This window comes from Streptomyces sp. sk2.1 (genome assembly GCF_008120935.1).
GTDB lineage: Bacteria > Actinomycetota > Actinomycetes > Streptomycetales > Streptomycetaceae > Streptomyces.
The window spans coordinates 1,335,060-1,352,686 of the sequence record NZ_RDBO01000077.1 but is presented as its reverse complement, the minus strand read 5'-3'; the positions used below and the strand labels follow the sequence as shown (position 1 = coordinate 1,352,686).

14 protein-coding genes are annotated in these 17,627 nt (G+C 69.6%); 3 read left to right on the top strand and 11 right to left on the bottom strand.

The window, feature by feature from the left end; genetic code table 11:
• Nucleotides 1-466: 466 nt before the first annotated feature.
• The 3 genes from EAO76_RS33295 to thyX all read right to left on the bottom strand — a co-directional run bounded on the left by EAO76_RS33295 (nucleotide 467) and on the right by thyX (nucleotide 4,071).
• Nucleotides 467-2,152, bottom strand: coding sequence for a ribonuclease J (locus tag EAO76_RS33295; protein ID WP_148839725.1), 1,686 nt, complete (start codon nucleotides 2,150-2,152; stop codon nucleotides 467-469).
• 129 nt (nucleotides 2,153-2,281) lie between these two features.
• The gene (gene dapA / locus EAO76_RS33290; protein WP_148839723.1) at nucleotides 2,282-3,181 is read right to left on the bottom strand and encodes a 4-hydroxy-tetrahydrodipicolinate synthase; all 900 of its coding nucleotides are present in this window, start codon (nucleotides 3,179-3,181) and stop codon (nucleotides 2,282-2,284) included.
• A 152-nt stretch (nucleotides 3,182-3,333) separates the two neighbouring features.
• On the bottom strand, nucleotides 3,334-4,071 hold the full coding sequence (gene thyX / locus EAO76_RS33285) for an FAD-dependent thymidylate synthase (protein ID WP_148839721.1): 738 nt from the start codon (nucleotides 4,069-4,071) through the stop codon (nucleotides 3,334-3,336).
• A gap of 186 nt (nucleotides 4,072-4,257) precedes the next feature.
• Here thyX and EAO76_RS33280 point away from each other — a divergent pair, with 186 nt between their 5' ends.
• Both EAO76_RS33280 and EAO76_RS33275 read left to right on the top strand, forming a co-directional pair.
• Nucleotides 4,258-4,497, top strand: coding sequence for a hypothetical protein (locus EAO76_RS33280; RefSeq protein ID WP_148839719.1), 240 nt, complete (start codon nucleotides 4,258-4,260; stop codon nucleotides 4,495-4,497).
• Nucleotides 4,498-4,590: 93 nt separating this feature from the next.
• Complete coding sequence (locus EAO76_RS33275) at nucleotides 4,591-5,142, top strand: hypothetical protein (RefSeq protein WP_148839718.1); 552 nt, start codon at nucleotides 4,591-4,593, stop codon at nucleotides 5,140-5,142.
• A 141-nt stretch (nucleotides 5,143-5,283) separates the two neighbouring features.
• Here EAO76_RS33275 and EAO76_RS33270 read toward each other — a convergent pair whose 3' ends face one another.
• From EAO76_RS33270 to eccD, 6 genes are all read right to left on the bottom strand, one after another.
• Nucleotides 5,284-5,742: a tetratricopeptide repeat protein gene (locus EAO76_RS33270; RefSeq protein WP_148839716.1), complete on the bottom strand. Its 459-nt coding sequence runs from the start codon at nucleotides 5,740-5,742 to the stop codon at nucleotides 5,284-5,286.
• A 12-nt stretch (nucleotides 5,743-5,754) separates the two neighbouring features.
• The gene (gene dapB / locus EAO76_RS33265) at nucleotides 5,755-6,507 is read right to left on the bottom strand and encodes a 4-hydroxy-tetrahydrodipicolinate reductase (protein ID WP_148839715.1); all 753 of its coding nucleotides are present in this window, start codon (nucleotides 6,505-6,507) and stop codon (nucleotides 5,755-5,757) included.
• A gap of 25 nt (nucleotides 6,508-6,532) precedes the next feature.
• Nucleotides 6,533-7,912, bottom strand: coding sequence for a pitrilysin family protein (locus tag EAO76_RS33260; RefSeq protein WP_148839713.1), 1,380 nt, complete (start codon nucleotides 7,910-7,912; stop codon nucleotides 6,533-6,535).
• Nucleotides 7,909-10,122: a polyribonucleotide nucleotidyltransferase gene (locus EAO76_RS33255; RefSeq protein WP_148839711.1), complete on the bottom strand. Its 2,214-nt coding sequence runs from the start codon at nucleotides 10,120-10,122 to the stop codon at nucleotides 7,909-7,911. Before EAO76_RS33255 ends, EAO76_RS33260 begins: the two co-directional genes overlap by 4 nt.
• Nucleotides 10,123-10,454: 332 nt before the next feature.
• The gene (rpsO, locus tag EAO76_RS33250) at nucleotides 10,455-10,745 is read right to left on the bottom strand and encodes a 30S ribosomal protein S15 (protein WP_093548425.1); all 291 of its coding nucleotides are present in this window, start codon (nucleotides 10,743-10,745) and stop codon (nucleotides 10,455-10,457) included.
• A 193-nt stretch (nucleotides 10,746-10,938) separates the two neighbouring features.
• Nucleotides 10,939-12,447 (bottom strand): type VII secretion integral membrane protein EccD, encoded by a 1,509-nt coding sequence (gene eccD / locus EAO76_RS33245; protein WP_148839709.1) that lies wholly within the window; start codon nucleotides 12,445-12,447, stop codon nucleotides 10,939-10,941.
• A gap of 227 nt (nucleotides 12,448-12,674) precedes the next feature.
• Between eccD and eccCa the strand changes: the two genes are divergently transcribed.
• Nucleotides 12,675-16,649, top strand: coding sequence for a type VII secretion protein EccCa (eccCa, locus tag EAO76_RS33240; RefSeq protein ID WP_148839707.1), 3,975 nt, complete (start codon nucleotides 12,675-12,677; stop codon nucleotides 16,647-16,649).
• 123 nt (nucleotides 16,650-16,772) lie between these two features.
• Here eccCa and EAO76_RS33235 read toward each other — a convergent pair whose 3' ends face one another.
• Together EAO76_RS33235 and EAO76_RS33230 are read right to left on the bottom strand one after the other, a co-directional pair.
• Nucleotides 16,773-17,075, bottom strand: coding sequence for a WXG100 family type VII secretion target (locus tag EAO76_RS33235; RefSeq protein ID WP_148839706.1), 303 nt, complete (start codon nucleotides 17,073-17,075; stop codon nucleotides 16,773-16,775).
• A 129-nt stretch (nucleotides 17,076-17,204) separates the two neighbouring features.
• Nucleotides 17,205-17,564, bottom strand: a complete 360-nt coding sequence (locus tag EAO76_RS33230) for a WXG100 family type VII secretion target (protein WP_148839704.1) — start codon at nucleotides 17,562-17,564, stop codon at nucleotides 17,205-17,207.
• Between the last annotated feature and the right edge of the window lie 63 nt (nucleotides 17,565-17,627).

The following is a 17,627-nucleotide window of genomic DNA, read 5'->3' as shown; positions in this document are numbered from 1 at the left end:
GGTATCAACATATCTGGCGTTGACTTTTGGCACGCTGTTGAGTTCTCAAGGAACGGACGCTTCCTTTGTACTCACCCTCTCGGGCTTTCCTCCGGGCTTTTCCCTCCGGTCTTGCGTTTCCGACTCTATCAGATCCTTTCGGACCCGATTCCCGGTCAGCGGGATTCGCCTTCCAGGTCCTCCGCTTCCGCGTTTTCCCTTTCCGGCGGTTCCGACTCTACCAGAACCTTTTCCCGTTCCGTTTCCGGACCGGATTCCGAATTCTCGGTGACCGTCGAAGTGGTCTTTTGCCTTTCGGCAGGCCCGACTTTATCAGAAGTTCTGAGTCGGATTTTCCGCCTCCTCCGGCACGCTCGCAGCACACGGCTGTGCGCGGCGCTTCCCGGTCAGGCGGAGCCGTAAACGTACTGGAGCGGGGCCCCCGATGCAAATCGGGGGCCCCGCTCCGGAGTTCGCGCTGCCCGGGTCAGACCTCGACGACGACCGGAAGGATCATCGGACGCCGGCGGTAGGTGTCGGAAACCCACTTGCCCACCGTGCGGCGGACCAGCTGCTGGACCTGGTGGGGCTCCAGCACACCGTCCTGGGCGGACCTGTTGATCGCTTCCTCGATCTTCGGCACGACGGAGACGAACGCCGAGTCGTCGATGCCGGAGCCGCGGGCGTGGATGTCCGGACCGCCCGTGATCTTGCCAGAGGTGCTGTCGACCACGATGAAGACGGAGATGATGCCCTCTTCGCCGAGGATCCGGCGGTCCTTGAGCGAGGTCTCGGTGACATCGCCGACCGAGAGGCCGTCGACGTAGACGTAACCCGCCTGGACCTTGCCGACGATCTTGGCCCGGCCGTCGACGAGGTCGACGACGACGCCGTCCTCGGCGATGACGATGTGGTCCTTCGGCACGCCGGTGAGCGCGCCCAGTTCGGCGTTGGCCCGCAGGTGGCGCCATTCGCCGTGGACCGGCATCAGGTTCTTCGGCTTGCAGATGTTGTAGAAGTACAGCAGCTCGCCGGCCGAGGCGTGGCCCGAGACGTGGACCTTGGCGTTGCCCTTGTGGACGACGTTGGCGCCCCAGCGGGTCAGGCCGTTGATCACGCGGTAGACCGCGTTCTCGTTGCCCGGGATCAGGGACGACGCCAGGATCACCGTGTCGCCCTGGACGATCCGGATCTGGTGGTCGCGGTTGGCCATGCGGGACAGGGCCGCCATCGGCTCGCCCTGGGAACCCGTGCAGACCAGCACGACCTCGTCGTCCGGCAGGTCGTCGAGGGTCTTGACGTCGACGATCAGCCCCGCGGGGACGTTCAGATAGCCGAGATCACGGGCGATGCCCATGTTCCGGACCATCGACCGGCCCACGAAGGCCACCCGGCGGCCGTACTCGTGCGCCGCGTCGAGGATCTGCTGGATGCGGTGCACGTGGCTGGCGAAGCTCGCCACGATGATGCGCTTCTGCGCATTGGCGAAGACCGTGCGCAGGACGTTGGAGATGTCCCGCTCGGGCGGTACGAAGCCGGGGACCTCCGCGTTCGTCGAGTCGGCGAGGAGGAGGTCGATGCCCTCCTCGCTCAGCCGGGCGAAAGCGTGCAGGTCGGTGAGGCGGCCGTCCAGCGGGAGCTGGTCCATCTTGAAGTCGCCGGTGGCGACGGCCAGGCCCGCGGGGGTGCGGATGGCGACCGCGAGGGCGTCCGGGATGGAGTGGTTGACCGCGATGAATTCGCAGTCGAAGACGCCGATGCGCTCGCGCTGCCCCTCCTCGACCTCAAGGGTGTACGGACGGATGCGGTGCTCCTGAAGCTTCGCCTCGATCAGCGCGAGGGTCAGCTTGGAACCGATGAGAGGGATGTCCGGCTTCAGGCGCAGCAGGTACGGGACGCCACCGATGTGGTCCTCGTGGCCGTGCGTGAGGACGATGCCCTCGATGTCGTCGAGACGGTCCCGGATCGTGGTGAAGTCCGGCAGGATCAGGTCGATCCCGGGCTGCTCCTCCTCGGGGAAGAGGACTCCGCAGTCGACGATGAGCAGGCGGCCGCCGTATTCGAAGACCGTCATATTGCGGCCGATTTCACCGAGGCCGCCGAGCGGGGTGACGCGGAGGCCGCCCTTCGGGAGCTTCGGCGGGGTGCCGAGTTCGGGGTGCGGATGACTCAAAAGACTCTCCTTACCACGCGCGCCACGTACCGCTTGGGCACGTGGCGCGCATGTCATTCGTGCACTTGCTGTTGTCTGTTTTTTCGCTCTTGCGAGTGTTCTTCGCGTATTCAGTTGTGAAGTCTGTATTTAGAGCTCTACCCCGCCGGCCGCGAGATCGATCTTGAGCTGGGCCGTTTCCTGCTCGGTGAGCTCGACCAGGGGGAGGCGCAGCGGGCCTGCGGGGAGGCCCTGGAGAGCCAGCGCGGCCTTGGTCGTGATCACGCCCTGGGTGCGGAACATGCCGGTGAAGACGGGCAGGAGCTTCTGGTGGATCTCCGTGGCCTTCTGGACGTCGCCGCCGAGGTATGCCTCGATGAGGGCGCGCAGGTCGGGGGTGACGACGTGGCCGACGACGGAGACGAAGCCGACTGCGCCGACCGAGAGCAGCGGCAGGTTCAGCATGTCGTCGCCGGAGTACCAGGCGAGTCCGGAGCGGGAGATCGCCCAGCTCGCGCGGCCGAGGTCGCCCTTGGCGTCCTTGTTGGCGACGATGCGCGGGTGCTCGGCGAGGCGGACCATCGTCTCGGTGTTGATCGGTACACCGCTGCGGCCGGGGATGTCGTAGAGCATCACCGGCAGGCCGGTGGCGTCCGCGATGGCCGTGAAGTGGCGGAAGAGGCCCTCCTGCGGCGGCTTGTTGTAGTACGGCGTCACCGCGAGGAGGCCGTGGGCGCCGGCACTTTCGGCCGCGCGGGCGAGTTCGACGCTGTGCCGGGTGTCGTTGGTGCCGATGCCGGCGACGATGTGGGCCCGGTCTCCCACGGCTTCCAGTACCGCCCGTACGAGCTGGTCTTTCTCCGCGTCGCTGGTGGTCGGGGACTCGCCGGTGGTGCCGTTGACGATCAGGCCGTCATTGCCTGCGTCCACCAGGTGGGCGGCGAGCCGCTGGGCGCCGTCGAGGTCGAGTGCGCCGTCCGCCGTGAAGGGCGTGACCATGGCGGTGAGGACCCTCCCGAAGGGGGTCTGCGGAGTGGAGATCGGAGCCATGGGTAACACGCTACTCGCTGCTCAGCGCCCAATGCCCCCTCGGGGGGACAAGCGATAGGAGCCCGGCACTGCCTGCTCGGGGGTTCAAGCAGTGCCGGGTCCGTTTGATCAGCCTAGATGAACTTCACGAAACGTCGCAATACGGACACCGCTTACGGGGCGACGCGTCCGTTTTTGTTGAAGGCTGCATGGGTGAGCGGCATCAGCCGGGCCCAGTGCTCCTCCATCTGCTGGCCGACCATCTCGATCTCCCGCTGCGGGAAGGACGGCACCTTCGCCAGCTCGTGCTGGGTGCGCAGGCCGAGGAAGTGCATCAGCGAGCGGGCGTTGCACGTGGCGTACATCGAGGAGAAGAGGCCGACGGGAAGCACCGAGCGGGCCACCTCACGGGCCACCCCCGCGTCGAGCATCTCCTGGTACGCCTCGTACGCCCGGCGGTACGAGTCCTCCATGACGCGGCCGGTGAGCTCCTGCTGGGCCGGGGTGCCCTCGACGAACTCGTACTTGCCGGGGCGGCCCTGCTGGACCAGCTTGCGGGACGCGTCCGGGACGTAGAAGACCGGCTGGAGCTCCCGGTAGCGGCCCGACTCCTCGTTGTACGACCAGCCGACGCGGTGCCGCATGAACTCGCGGAACACGAAGATCGGGGCGCTGATGAAGAAGGTCATCGAGTTGTGCTCGAACGGGCTGCCGTGCCGGTCGCGCATCAGGAAGTTGATGAGGCCCCTGGAACGCTCGGGGTCCTTGGTGACCTCCTCCAGGGACTGCTCGCCGGCCGTGGACACGCGGGCGGCGAACAGGACGTCGGAGTCGCCCGCCGCGTGTTTCACCAGCTCGACGGTGACGTCGCTGCGGAAGCTGGGCTTTGCGGGCTCGGGGGTCTCGGTCACCGGCGGGGTCCTTCCAGTTGCGTCGCTCGGGCGGCGCCCACTCTACGGGCCGCCACCGACAAGCAGGACCGGAAGGTCCGTCAGGGGATTTCTTCGACGAATTCGGCGATTCGGGGCACCGATCGGGTCTTTCGTGCGTCTGACTCAGTAGCAGCATCCGAAACAGAGTTCAAGGAGAGCTTCCTCATGTTCCGCCGGCGTGAATCCGTCCCGTTCTCGTTCGTGGCCGAGGCCGACCGATTCCGCAGCAATGTCACCCCGCCCCCGCGGGAGCGCGCCAGCGTCTCCCAGCTGGCCGGCCGGTCCCTCGTCGGGCTGACGATCGTCGCCGGTCTGGTCGGCTCGCTGATCCTCGGCCTGCCCGCGCTCAGCCCCGCCCAGAGCCCCTCGCACGCCGAGCAGACCGAGGCCTCCGACGGGCGCTGACCCGTACGGGCCCCCTGGGGTGGTCGGGTCATGGCCTCCTCGGTAGCCTCACCGGGCACAGCAATCGAGCGTGCTTGTGAGTGAGGATCAGTCGTGCCCCTGCCCTTCCTGACGGCCGACCGCGCGTTTGACGCGAGCGCTGAGGACACCGCGCTTCCGTTCGACGACCACGACAGTTGGCGGCGCCCGTACCGTCCCGGCCCCTGGCGGGTCGCGGCCGGAGCGGGCCTGTTGCTGCTCGCGTCCTTCGTGCTGCTGGCCGGGATGATCATCGCGTTCGCCGGGGCGCTGCCGGGCACCGTCGTGTGCCTGGGGGTGGCTCTCGCGATCATCGCCTGTGCCCTGCGGCTGCTCCGGATGGGTGCCTGGGTGAGCCGGCACGGCGTGCGCCGGGTGGGTTTCCTCTCGACGACGACCGTGCCGTGGAACCGGATCACCGCGATCCGCACGGTGCAGCAGCCGGTGCGGTGGCTCGGGTTCCCGCGCACGGTGCAGGGTCAGGCGCTGATCCTCGTGCGTCAGGGGGGCGGGTCGGTGGAACCGCTGCTCACCGACAACAACGCGGACTTCCTGACCCGGGAAGAGGCATTCGACCGGGCGGCGGACACCCTGGAGGCGTGGGGGGACGAGTACCGCCGGGTCTGACACGGGGGTGTACCGAGGCCGAAGCCGTCCGGGAACTGTTCTCCGGACGGCTTCGGTCTTTTCGCATCCGCTCCGCGTCCACGGTGCGGCCGGGCCCGGGCCCGGGGCCAGGGTCGGGGTCGGGGTCGGCCGGAACGCCGGTCAGGACGTGCCGGTCCCGGCGGATCCGGCGTGCAGGGCGATCGCCCGCTGCATGGCCTTACGGGCCCGCGGGGTGTCCCTGGCGTCCTGGTACGCGACGGCCAGGCGGAACCAGCAGCGCCAGTCGTCCGGGGCGTCCTCGGTCTCCTCGCGGCGGCGGGTGAAGACGGCGTCGGCCGAGTCGCGGTCGATCCGGCCGGACGGCGTCCGGACCAGCTCGTCGACCGGCAGGCCGCCCTCCGCGTCGAGTTCCGCCGCCAGCGCGTTGGCCCGCGCCACGAACTGGGTGTTCTTCCAGAGGAACCAGACCCCGATCACCGGCAGGATCAGCACCGCGACCCCGAAGGCGACCGTCAGCAGGGTGCCGTGCTCGATGAGCATCACGCCGCGGCTGCCGACCAGGACGAAGTAGAAGACCAGGACGGCGGCGGTGACGAAGTAAGTGATCTTTGCGCGCATGGCAGGGCTCAGTCAGTTCAGGTCGAGGAAGTTTTCCAGGCCGAACGTGAGGCCGGGAGTGGTCACCACGCGGCGGACGCCGAGCAGGATGCCCGGCATGAAGCTGCTGTGGTGCAGCGAGTCGTGGCGGATGGTGAGCGTCTCGCCCTCGCCGCCGAGCAGCACCTCCTGGTGGGCGAGCAGGCCCCGGAGTCGTACCGCGTGCACCGGGACGCCGTCGACGTCCGCGCCTCGGGCGCCGTCCAGGGCTGTGGTGGTGGCGTCCGGCTGGTCGCCGAGGCCGGCCTTCCGACGGGCCTCGGCGATCAGCTGCGCGGTGCGGGTGGCGGTGCCCGAGGGGGCGTCGACCTTGTTGGGATGGTGCAGTTCGACGACCTCGACGGACTCGAAGTAGCGGGCGGCCCGTTCCGCGAACTTCATGGTGAGGACGGCGCCGATGGAGAAGTTCGGCGCGATGAGCACACCGGTCTCCGGGGAGCCGGAGAGCCAGGTGTTCAGCTGCGCGAGCCGTTCGTCGGTCCAGCCCGTGGTGCCGACGACGGCGTGGATGCCGTGCCGGACGCAGAAGTCGAGGTTGCCCATCACCGATGCGGGGGTGGTGAGCTCGACAGCGACCTGGGCGTCGGATTCCGCGAGGGTCTCCAGCTTGTCCCCGCGGCCGAGGGCGGCCACCAGCTCCATGTCGTCGGCGGTCTCGACGGCTCGTACCGCCTCGGACCCGATGCGGCCCTGGGCGCCGAGAACGGCCACGCGCAGCTTGCTCATTGCTCTGCTTCCTTACGGGTGGGGGTCAGGAGACCGCTTCGTCGAGGCGGTCGGCCTGCTTGTCCTTGAGCGGGCCGATGACGGAGAGCGAGGGGCGGTGTCCGAGGACCTCGCCCGCGACCTCGCGCACGTCGTCGGGAGTGACCTGCGCCATCCGGGCCAGCATGTCGTCGACCGACATCTGGTCGCCCCAGCACAGTTCGCTCTTGCCGATGCGGTTCATCAGCGCTCCGGTGTCCTCCAGGCCGAGGACCGTGGAGCCGGAGAGCTGGCCGATGGCGCGGCCGATCTCCTCGTCGCTCAGTCCTTCGGACGCTACCCGGTCGAGTTCGTCCCGGCAGATCTTGAGGACGTCGTGGACCTGGCTGGGCCGGCAGCCCGCGTACACGCCGAACAGGCCGCAGTCGGCGAAGCCCGAGGTGTACGAGTAGACGCTGTAGGCGAGGCCGCGCTTCTCCCGTACCTCCTGGAAGAGGCGTGAGCTCATGCCTCCGCCGAGGGCCGTGCTGAGCACCCCGAGGGCCCAGCGCCGGTCGTCGGTGCGGGCCAGGCCGGGCACGCCGAGGACGACGTGGGCCTGTTCGGTCTTGCGGTTCAGCAGCTCCACCCGGCCCGCGGTGCGCAGGGAGCGGGAGCCGGCGCGCGGGGCGACCGGGACGGCGTCGGTGCGGGACAGCGCGCCCGCCCGGTCGAACGCCTTGCGGACCTGGCGCACGACCGTGGCGTGGTCGATGTTGCCCGCGGCTGCGACGACCAGATGGGTGGGGTCGTAGTGCTTCTTGTAGAAGCGGGCGATCCGGCCGCGGTCGAGCGCGTTGATGGTGTCGACGGTGCCGAGGACGGGGCGGCCGAGGGGGGTGTCGCCGAGCATGGTGTGCGCGAACAGGTCGTGCACGCAGTCGCCCGGGTCGTCCTCCGTCATCGCGATCTCCTCGAGGATGACGCCGCGCTCGGCGTCCACGTCCTCGGGGGCGATCAGCGAGCCGGTCAGCATGTCGCAGACGACGTCGATGGCCAGCGGCAGGTCGGTGTCCAGGACCCGCGCGTAGTAGCAGGTGTACTCCTTCGCCGTGAAGGCGTTCATCTCGCCGCCGACCGCGTCGATCGCGGCGGAGATGTCGAGGGCGCTGCGCCTGGCGGTGCCCTTGAAGAGGAGGTGTTCGAGGTAGTGCGTCGCGCCGTTCAGGGTCGGGGTCTCGTCGCGCGAGCCGACGTTGACCCAGATGCCGAAGGTGGCGGAGCGTACGGAGGGCAGGGTCTCGGTGACGACCCGCAGACCGCCGGGCAGGACGGTGCGGCGGACCGTACCGATGCCGTTGCTGCCCTTGAGAAGCGTTTGGGTACGGGCGACGGCCCGCGCCTTCGAGGAGGCACGGGCCGTCGTCACGGAACTACGGGACGTCACTTGGCGGCGTCGTCCTTCTTCTCGTCCTCTTCACCCTCGATGACCGGGATCAGGGAGAGCTTGCCGCGGGAGTCGATCTCGGCGATCTCGACCTGGACCTTGGTGCCGACACCGAGCACGTCCTCGACGTTCTCCACGCGCTTGCCACCGGCGAGCTTGCGGATCTGCGAGATGTGCAGCAGGCCGTCCTTGCCCGGCATGAGGGAGACGAAGGCACCGAAGGTGGTGGTCTTGACGACCGTACCCAGGTAGCGCTCGCCGACCTCGGGCATGGTCGGGTTGGCGATCGAGTTGATCGTGGCGCGGGCGGCCTCGGCGGCCGGTCCGTCGGCGGCACCGATGTAGATGGTGCCGTCGTCCTCGATCGTGATGTCGGCGCCGGTGTCCTCCTGGATCTGGTTGATCATCTTGCCCTTGGGGCCGATGACCTCACCGATCTTGTCCACCGGGATCTTGACGGTGATGATCCGCGGGGCGTTCGGGGACATCTCGTCCGGGACGTCGATGGCCTCGTTCATCACGTCGAGGATGTGGAGGCGGGCGTCGCGGGCCTGCTTCAGCGCGGCGGCCAGGACCGAGGCGGGGATGCCGTCGAGCTTGGTGTCGAGCTGGAGCGCGGTGACGAACTGCTTGGTGCCGGCGACCTTGAAGTCCATGTCGCCGAAGGCGTCCTCCGCACCGAGGATGTCGGTGAGGGCGACGTAGTGGGTCTTGCCGTCGATCTCCTGGGAGATCAGGCCCATGGCGATGCCGGCGACGGCGGCCTTGAGCGGCACACCGGCGTTCAGCAGCGACATGGTGGAGGCGCAGACCGAGCCCATGGACGTCGAGCCGTTGGAGCCCAGCGCCTCGGAGACCTGGCGGATCGCGTAGGGGAACTCCTCGCGCGTCGGCAGCACCGGCACGATGGCGCGCTCGGCGAGCGCGCCGTGGCCGATCTCGCGGCGCTTGGGCGAGCCCACGCGGCCGGTCTCACCGACGGAGTACGGCGGGAAGTTGTAGTTGTGCATGTAGCGCTTGCGGGTCACCGGGGAGAGGGTGTCCAGCTGCTGCTCCATGCGGAGCATGTTGAGGGTGGTGACGCCCAGGATCTGGGTCTCGCCACGCTCGAACAGCGCCGAACCGTGCACCCGCGGGATGGCCTCGACCTCGGCGGCGAGCGTACGGATGTCCGTGACGCCGCGGCCGTCGATGCGGACCTTGTCCTTGATGACGCGCTCGCGGACCAGCTTCTTGGTCAGCGCGCGGTACGCGGCGGAGATCTCCTTCTCGCGGCCCTCGAAGGCCGGGAGGAGCTTCTCGGCGGCGATCTCCTTGACGCGGTCGAGCTCGGTCTCGCGGTCCTGCTTGCCGGCGATGGTGAGCGCCTGGGCCAGCTCGGACGTCACGGCGGCGGCGAGCGCCTCGAAGACGTCGTCCTGGTAGTCCAGGAAGACCGGGAACTCGCCGGTGGGCTTGGCGGCCTTGGCGGCGAGGTCCGACTGGGCCTTGCAGAGGACCTTGATGAACGGCTTCGCGGCCTCCAGGCCGGCGGCGACGACCTCTTCGGTCGGGGCCTCGGCGCCGTCCTTGACGAGCTGGATGGTCCGCTCGGTGGCCTCGGCCTCGACCATCATGATCGCGACGTCGCCGTCCTCCAGGACGCGACCGGCGACGACCATGTCGAAGACGGCGTCCTCGAGCTCGGTGTGCGTCGGGAAGGCGACCCACTGGCCCTTGATCAGGGCGACACGGGTGCCGCCGACGGGGCCGGAGAAGGGCAGGCCGGCCAGCTGCGTGGAGCAGGAGGCGGCGTTGATCGCGACCACGTCGTACAGGTGGTCGGGGTTGAGCGCCATGATCGTCTCGACGATCTGGATCTCGTTGCGCAGGCCCTTCTTGAAGGAGGGGCGCAGCGGGCGGTCGATCAGGCGGCAGGTGAGGATCGCGTCCTCGGAGGGGCGGCCCTCACGACGGAAGAAGGAGCCGGGGATCTTGCCGGCGGCGTACTGCCGCTCCTCGACGTCCACCGTGAGGGGGAAGAAGTCGAGCTGGTCCTTGGGCTTCTTGGAGGCGGTGGTGGCCGACAGCACCATGGTGTCGTCGTCCAGGTACGCGACGGCGGAGCCGGCGGCCTGCTTGGCCAGGCGGCCCGTCTCGAAGCGGATGGTGCGGGTGCCGAAGGTGCCGTTGTCGATGACGGCCTCGGCGTAGTGGGTCTCGTTCTCCACTAGCGTTTTCTCCGTTACATATCGTCTTCGCGCCCCCACGCCCGTGTGGCGGGGGACGGTAGCGGAGAAGCCCTCCATCGGCGGGCCGGTCTTCGATCGAAGCACCCGGGTCGATGTGTCCGGGGGCCACTACCGAGGACCGGCGGCGGGGAGGTCTGCTTCTCGCTCGTCTTCAGGTCGTTCTCCGACCAGGTTACTGAGATTCGGCTCAGCTTGGCATGCCGGTCGTACGGAGATCCGTCACTTCCCGTGCATGCGCGCATACGCACAATCGTACGTACAGCAAAGGGAGCGGTCCCCTCAGTGGTGGGAACCGCTCCCTTCACGGCGTCTTACTTGGCGCCGCCGGCCGCACCGCGGCGGATGCCGAGGCGGTCGACCAGGGCACGGAAGCGCTGGATGTCCTTCTTGGCCAGGTACTGCAGCAGGCGGCGACGCTGGCCGACCAGGATCAGCAGACCACGACGGGAGTGGTGGTCGTGCTTGTGGACCTTGAGGTGCTCGGTCAGGTCCGAGATGCGACGGGAGAGCATCGCGACCTGGACCTCGGGGGAGCCGGTGTCGCCTTCCTTCTGGGCGAACTCGGACATGATCTGCTTCTTCGTAGCGGCGTCGAGCGGCACGCGTACTCCTCTTTGATGTTCGATGCGCCCACGAGTGCCTCTGATCCTGATCGCAGAGGAGCTTCCATGACTCGGAGGCGAAGGTCCGATGAGCGCAGATCCCAGGATGATCCGGAAGCGCGTACACAAACGGCCGTCACACAGCGTACCAGCCCGGCGGAGCCGGTCCGGGCGACGGGTGCGGCGGGGCGGATCAGCCGGTGAGGGACCGGATCGAACGGTAGAGGTCGAAGACCGCGAGGCACAGCGGGATCAGGGTCAGCAGCACGAACGTCTCGGCGATCTCCAGGAAGCGTCCCCAGAAGGGGGTGACTCCCTTGCGCGGCACGATCAGCCCGACGGCGGTGATCAGCGCGGCGCCGCCCGCGACGGCCGCGGCGAGCCAGATCGTACGGATGTCGAGCGCGGAGCCGTCCCCCGCGGCGGCCTCGCGCAGCAGGTCGGCCGGGGGGTCGAGGGACAGACCGAGGCCCAGGAGGACGAGCGAGCCGAGGCCCGCCGCCAGGGCGCAGCCGACCTGGGCCGTGTAGCGGAACAGGTGGGAGCGCATCAGCATGGCGACCCCGGTGGCGAGTGCCAGCAGCCGGGCCCAGGTGTTGTCCGAGAATCCCAGGACGGCCGCGGCGCCCACGGCCACCAGGGCGCAGCCGCCGACCAGACCGACGAGCAGTTCGTGGCCGCGCCGCGCGCGGGCGGCGATGCGGTCGGCGTCGACCGGGCCCGATGCCGCCGGTTCGGACGTCCCGTGGTCACCGACGGTGGTGCGGGGCGGTTCGAAGCCGATGGGGAGGCGGGCGAAGCGGGTGGAGAGGCCGGGCAGGAAGGCGAGGACGCCCACGGAGAGCGGGGCGCACACCGCGGCGGTCTCGGCGGGCTCCATGCCGGTCGTGATCGCGGCGAAGGTGACCAGCAGGCCGATGGCGGCGGCGAACACGAACGCGACGAAGACGCCGTCCCCGCCGGGGGCGGCGATCATGAGGATCACCGCCGCCACCAGCACGGCGGCGCAGGCGAGCAGGAACTGGAGCCGGCCGATGCCCTGACCCGCGGCGAGCGGCAGCAGTCCGGCGCCGGCGACCGCCGCGTTCGCGAGCGCGCCGACCCCCAGGGCCGTGCACGATCCCGGGTCGTCGTAGACCCGTGCGCGTACGCAGGCCAGGGCGAGGGCGAGCAGGGCGACGACGGCGGCGAGGACGCCGGGCAGGCCGTGCGTGTCGTGCCGGGCGTCGGAGGTCCACAGCACGAAACCCAGCAGGACCAGCAGGACCGACCCGCCGAGGAGCCCTGCCGCGCGGGTGAGGCCGTCGCCCCAGAGGGTGCGGTCCCGGGCGACGGCGGTGGCGACGGCGTCGGACACGTCGTCGAAGACGGCGGGCGGCAGGGACTCGGAGAAGGGGCGCAGGGAGAGCAGTTCCCCGTCAAGGATCCGCTGCCCGGCCAGGGTGCGTCCGCCGTCGAGGACGGTGCCGTCGCGGCGCACCAGGTGGTAGCCGACCGGGGCGCCCCGGTCGGGGCTCTGTCCCGACAGCCGGAGGATCTCCGGGTACAGGTCGGCGACGGCGATGTCCTCGGGCAGTGCCACGTCGACGCGGCCGTCGGGTGCGACGACCGTGATCCGGCAGAAGCCGGTTCCGCTGCCGGCCGGGGCTCCGGGTCCCGGCCCGCCGTGTCCGGTGGCTGCCGTTCGGACCGTCGTGGTCACCTGTTGCTCCCCCTCGTGGTTCCGCGGAACGGTTCCCGGGTGCGCGGTCCCGCGCCTCGCCCGAACTGGCCGTTTCCTTGCGGTCGTTAGCGAATGCTTACACGCGTCGCGCCACCCTACCGCCCTCCGGTGACCCCGTACGCCAGTAGGATCCTCCCTCGGACAGGGCCCGTCGCCACGGGGGCGGCGATACGAACAGCTCTTTCCGGCAAGGGAATTGGTGAGACGTGAGTCAGACCGTCGTCAAGCGCCCACCGCGGGCCCTGCCCTCCGAGGTCCCGGATGGACAGGTGCAATTGCAACCTCCTCCCGAGCTGCCTCGCGGTCAGCAGGAGGGGATGATGATGCAGCTGCTGCCGATGCTGGGCATGGGCGGTTCCGTCGTCTTCTTCTTCATGACCCCGAACCCGGTCATGCGCATCATGGGCATAATCATGATCGCGTCCACGGTCGCCATGGCCATCGCGATGATCGTCCGTCTCCGGCGGGGCACCCAGGGTCAACTCGCGGACTTACGGCGCGACTACCTGAAATATCTGACTCAAACCAGACGGTCCGTGCTGGAGACGGCGCGCAAGCAGCGCGACGCCCAGTTCTATCTCCACCCGTCCCCGGACCAGTTGTGGGCGCTCGTCGCCGAGGGCGGCCGGGTGTGGGAACGCCGCGTCGGTGACGCCGACTTCGCGCAGGTGCGCATCGGCCTGGGCAGCCAGGAGCTCGCCACGCCGCTCATCGCTCCCGAGACCGCGCCGGTCGACGAGCTGGAGCCGCTGACCGCCGGGGCGATGCGGCGGTTCCTGAGCGCCCACAGCACGCTGGACGGCCTGCCCATGGCGGTCTCGCTGCGCGCCTTCTACCACCTGACCGTCAGCGGCGAGGAGGAGTCCGTCCGTTCCACGGCCCGTGCGATGGTCGGCGCGCTCGCCTCCCTGCACTCCCCCGAGGATCTGGTCGTCGCCGTCGCGACGGGGCAGGACGCCGCCCCGCACTGGGACTGGGCGAAGTGGCTCCCGCACGTCCAGGTGCCGGGTGTCGTCGACGGGGCCGGCAGCCGCCGGCTGATCACCACCGACGTCGCGGAGCTGGAGGAGTTGCTCGCGGGCCCGCTGGAGGGCCGGCCGCGCTTCCAGCCCGACGGCCAGCCGCTCATGGACCGGCCCCATGTCGTCGTCGTGCTCGACGGCCGGTCCGTGTCGCCGGTGTCGGCCCTCGCCGCGGCCGAGGGGCTCCAGGGCGTGACGGTCATCGAGCTCGTGCCGGGCGAGATCGGCGGAGGGCGCGGCGGCCTGTCCGTCGTGGTGCACCCCCGTTCGCTGCGGCTGGAGTCCGGGCACGGGCTGGTCTACGACGGTCTTCCCGATCTGCTCGGTCCGGAGGCCGCCGAGGCGCTGGCCCGGCAGCTGGCGCCGCTTCGCGCGGCCTCGGGCGGGGACGACGACGAACCGCTGCTCGCCGAGCTGGAGTTCACCGATCTGCTGAATCTCGGTGACGCGGCCTCGATCGATGTCGGCCGGACCTGGCGGGCCCGTTCCCGTACGGAGCGGCTGCGCGTCCCGATCGGTGTCGGCGAGGACGGCAGCCCGGTGATGCTGGACCTGAAGGAAGCGGCCCAGGAGGGCATGGGGCCGCACGGCCTGTGCGTCGGCGCCACCGGTTCCGGCAAGTCCGAACTGCTGCGCACGCTGGTGCTCGGCCTCGCCGTCACCCACACCTCGGAGACGCTCAACTTCGTCCTCGCGGACTTCAAGGGCGGTGCCACCTTCGCCGGCATGGCCCGGATGCCCCACGTCGCGGCGGTGATCACCAACCTCGCGGACGATCTGACGCTGGTCGACCGCATGGGCGACTCCATCGGCGGCGAGCTCAACCGCCGTCAGGAGATGCTGCGCGACGCGGGCAACTACGCCAACATCCACGACTACGAGAAGGCGCGCGCGGCGGGCGCCCCGTTGCAGCCGATCCCCTCCCTCGTCCTGGTCATCGACGAGTTCAGCGAACTCCTCACGGCCAAGCCCGACTTCATCGAGATGTTCGTGCAGATCGGGCGCATCGGCCGTTCGCTGGGCGTCCATCTGCTGCTGGCCTCGCAGCGCCTGGAGGAGGGGCGGCTGCGCGGTCTGGAGACCTATCTGTCGTACCGGGTCGGGCTGCGCACCTTCTCGGCCGGCGAGTCCCGGGCGGCACTGGGCGTGCCCGACGCCTACCACCTGCCCAACGTGCCCGGTTCCGGCTATCTGAAGTACGGCACGGACGAGATGGTGCGCTTCAAGGCCGCGTACGTCTCCGGGGTGTACCGCTCGGGTGCCCGGGCGTCCGCGCCCTCCGGGCCGCTGCCGGTGGACCGCAGGCCGGTGGTGTTCACGGCGGCTCCGGTGCCGGTGCGGTACGTGCAGCCGGATCCGGCGGGCGGGGCCGGTGTGCCCGACGCGCGCACACCGGAGGACGACGCCCTGGCGGACACGGTGCTCGACGTGATCGTGGGCCGGCTGGAGGGCCGGGGCGCCTCCGCGCACCAGGTGTGGCTCCCGCCGCTGGACAACCCGCCGTCGCTGGACGAGCTCCTGCCGGGGCTCTCCCCGGTCGAGGGCCGGGGACTGACCCGGCCCGGCTTCGAGGGCGCGGGGCGTCTCGTCGTACCGCTCGGTGTGGTCGACAAGCCGTACGAGCAGCGGCGCGACACGCTCTACCGGGACTTCTCCGGGGCGGCGGGCCACATGCAGATCACCGGTGGCCCGCAGTCCGGCAAGTCCACGCTGCTGCGCACCCTCGTCGCGGGCTTCGCGCTCACCCACACGCCCCAGGAGGTCCAGTTCTACGGGCTGGACTTCGGCGGCGGTGGCATGGCCTCGCTCTCCGGGCTGCCGCACGTCGGCGGGATCGCCTCCCGGCTCGACCCCGAGCGGGTGCGGCGCACGGTCTCCGAGGTGTACGGGATCATGGCGCGGCGCGAGGAGTACTTCCGCAGCGCGGGCATCGACTCCATCGCCACCTTCCGCAGGCTGCGGACGCGCGGCGACATCCCGGTCACGGACCAGCCGTGGGGCGACGTCTTCCTGCTCGTCGACGGCTGGGGCAGCTTCCGTACGGACTACGAGGGGCTGGAGGCCGCTGTTGTGGACATCGCGGCGCGCGGCCTCGGGTACGGCATCCACCTGGTCGTCACGACGTCGCGTTCCATGGAGGTCCGGGCCAACCTCAAGGACCACCTGATGAACCGGCTCGAACTGCGGCTCGGTGACGTCATGGACTCCGAGCTGGACCGCAGGGCCGCCGCCAACGTGCCGGCCGGTGTGCCCGGTCGCGGCCTCACGCCGGAGAAGCTGCACTTCATGGCCGCGGTACCGCGGATCGACGGCATCAACTCCGACAGCGACCTCTCCGAGGCGACGGCGGCCATGAACCGGGAGGTCGCCCGGCACTGGACCGCGGCGCCCGCCCCGGCGGTCCGGCTGCTGCCCCGCGAACTCCCGGCGCGCGAGCTGCCCCCGGGCCACGCCCATCCGGAGCGGGGCATCGCGTTCGGCATCGACGAGAACAACCTGGAGCCGGTCTTCCTCGACTTCGAGCGCGACCCGTTCTTCCTGGTGTTCGGCGAGAGCGAGTCCGGCAAGTCCAACCTGCTGCGCCTGCTCGTCAAGCAGCTGAGCGAGAGGTACGACGGGAACGTCTGCAAGTTCTTCGTCATCGACAACCGGCGGACGCTCCTGGACGCCACCCCCGCGACGCACCTGGCGGAGTACGTGCCCATGTCCAACAACATGGAGCACCACGTGGACGCGCTGTACAACCTGATGGAACGCCGCACGCCGTCGCCCGACGTCACGGCGCAGGAGCTGCGCGAACGCAGTTGGTGGAGCGGGCCGACGGTGTACGTGGTCATCGACGACTACGACCTGGTCTCCACGGCCGCCGGGAACCCGCTGGCCAGACTGACGGAGATGCTGCCGTTCTCGCGTGACGTCGGGGTCCGGTTCATCATCGCCCGCAGCACGGCGGGGGCCGGACGGGCCCTGTACGAGCCGTTCATGCAGCGCGTCATGGAGCTGGGCGCGCAGGGCCTGATGCTCTCGGGCGACCCCGTCGAGGGGGACGTCCTCGGCAACGTGCGGCCGCGCCCGATGCCTCCGGGGCGCGGGGTGTTCGTCACGCGGCGGCGGGGGAATCCGCTGGTGCAGTCGGGGCTCATGGACGGGGAGCGGTAGCGCGAGGCGGTGGGGCGGGTGGAGGTCGTGCCCGTCCCACCGCTCCACCTCTCGGAACACAATGGGTCGGGGTGGGCACCTCCCGTGCGTGCCCACCCCGACCCGTTGTGTTCCCGCCGAGCCCTACTCGAAGTTGGCCCTCGCCCGCTTGTCACCGGCGTGGTACGCGGCACCGGCTTCGCGCACCTTGCGGGAGATCTCGCTCAGGGCGCTGTGAATCGCCCTGGCGTCGTTGTCCCAGCCGCGCTGAGCGGAGTCGTAGGCGCTCTTGGCCTCGCCCACCCAGAGCTCGGACACGTTGGTGATCATCCGCTTGATGGAGGCGAGGTCCTCCTGGAGCTGCTTGCTCTGCCGCTCGATGGCACCGGCCGCGAGATCCAGGCTCGAATAAGTGACAACCATCGTGCCGTCGGGGTTGCTCGACATGCGGTCCTCCCGTGTTATCTAGTTGTCCAGGTTTGGCGTGAAGACGTCGTATGTGGTGCAGGTGTCGTACGTGGTTCGGGTGTCGTACGCGATGCAGACGTCGTGTGTGGTGGTGCGGGCGTGACCGGGTCAGAACTTGTTGAGGTTCGAGATCCTCGCCTCGGCGGTCGCGTCGCCCGAGTAACCGCCGACGACGTCGACGCCCTGCAGGGCCTGCCGGACCTCGTCCTCGGTGTTGCCCGAAATGGTGCGCGCCGCCTTGATGGCCTCCTGGAAGTTGAGGAGCCGGTGGGCGATGCTGACCATCTTCCGGTTGACCTCTTCCTGCTTGGTGTTGAAGGCACCGGCACCGATGCCCTTCCAAGCGCCTTCCAGGCTGTCGATCGTCGCCTGAAGCGTCTTCAACTGCCCCTTCACGGAGTCGAACCGCGTGGAGAGCTCGCCCTCCAGCTTGAGGAGAGCGGCATCCGAGAGCTTCTGATCAGCCATGCTTCGGCTTCCTTTCTGGTCTGGTGCTCTTGTTCGGTCGTTCGGTCCGGCTTCGCTCGCCGG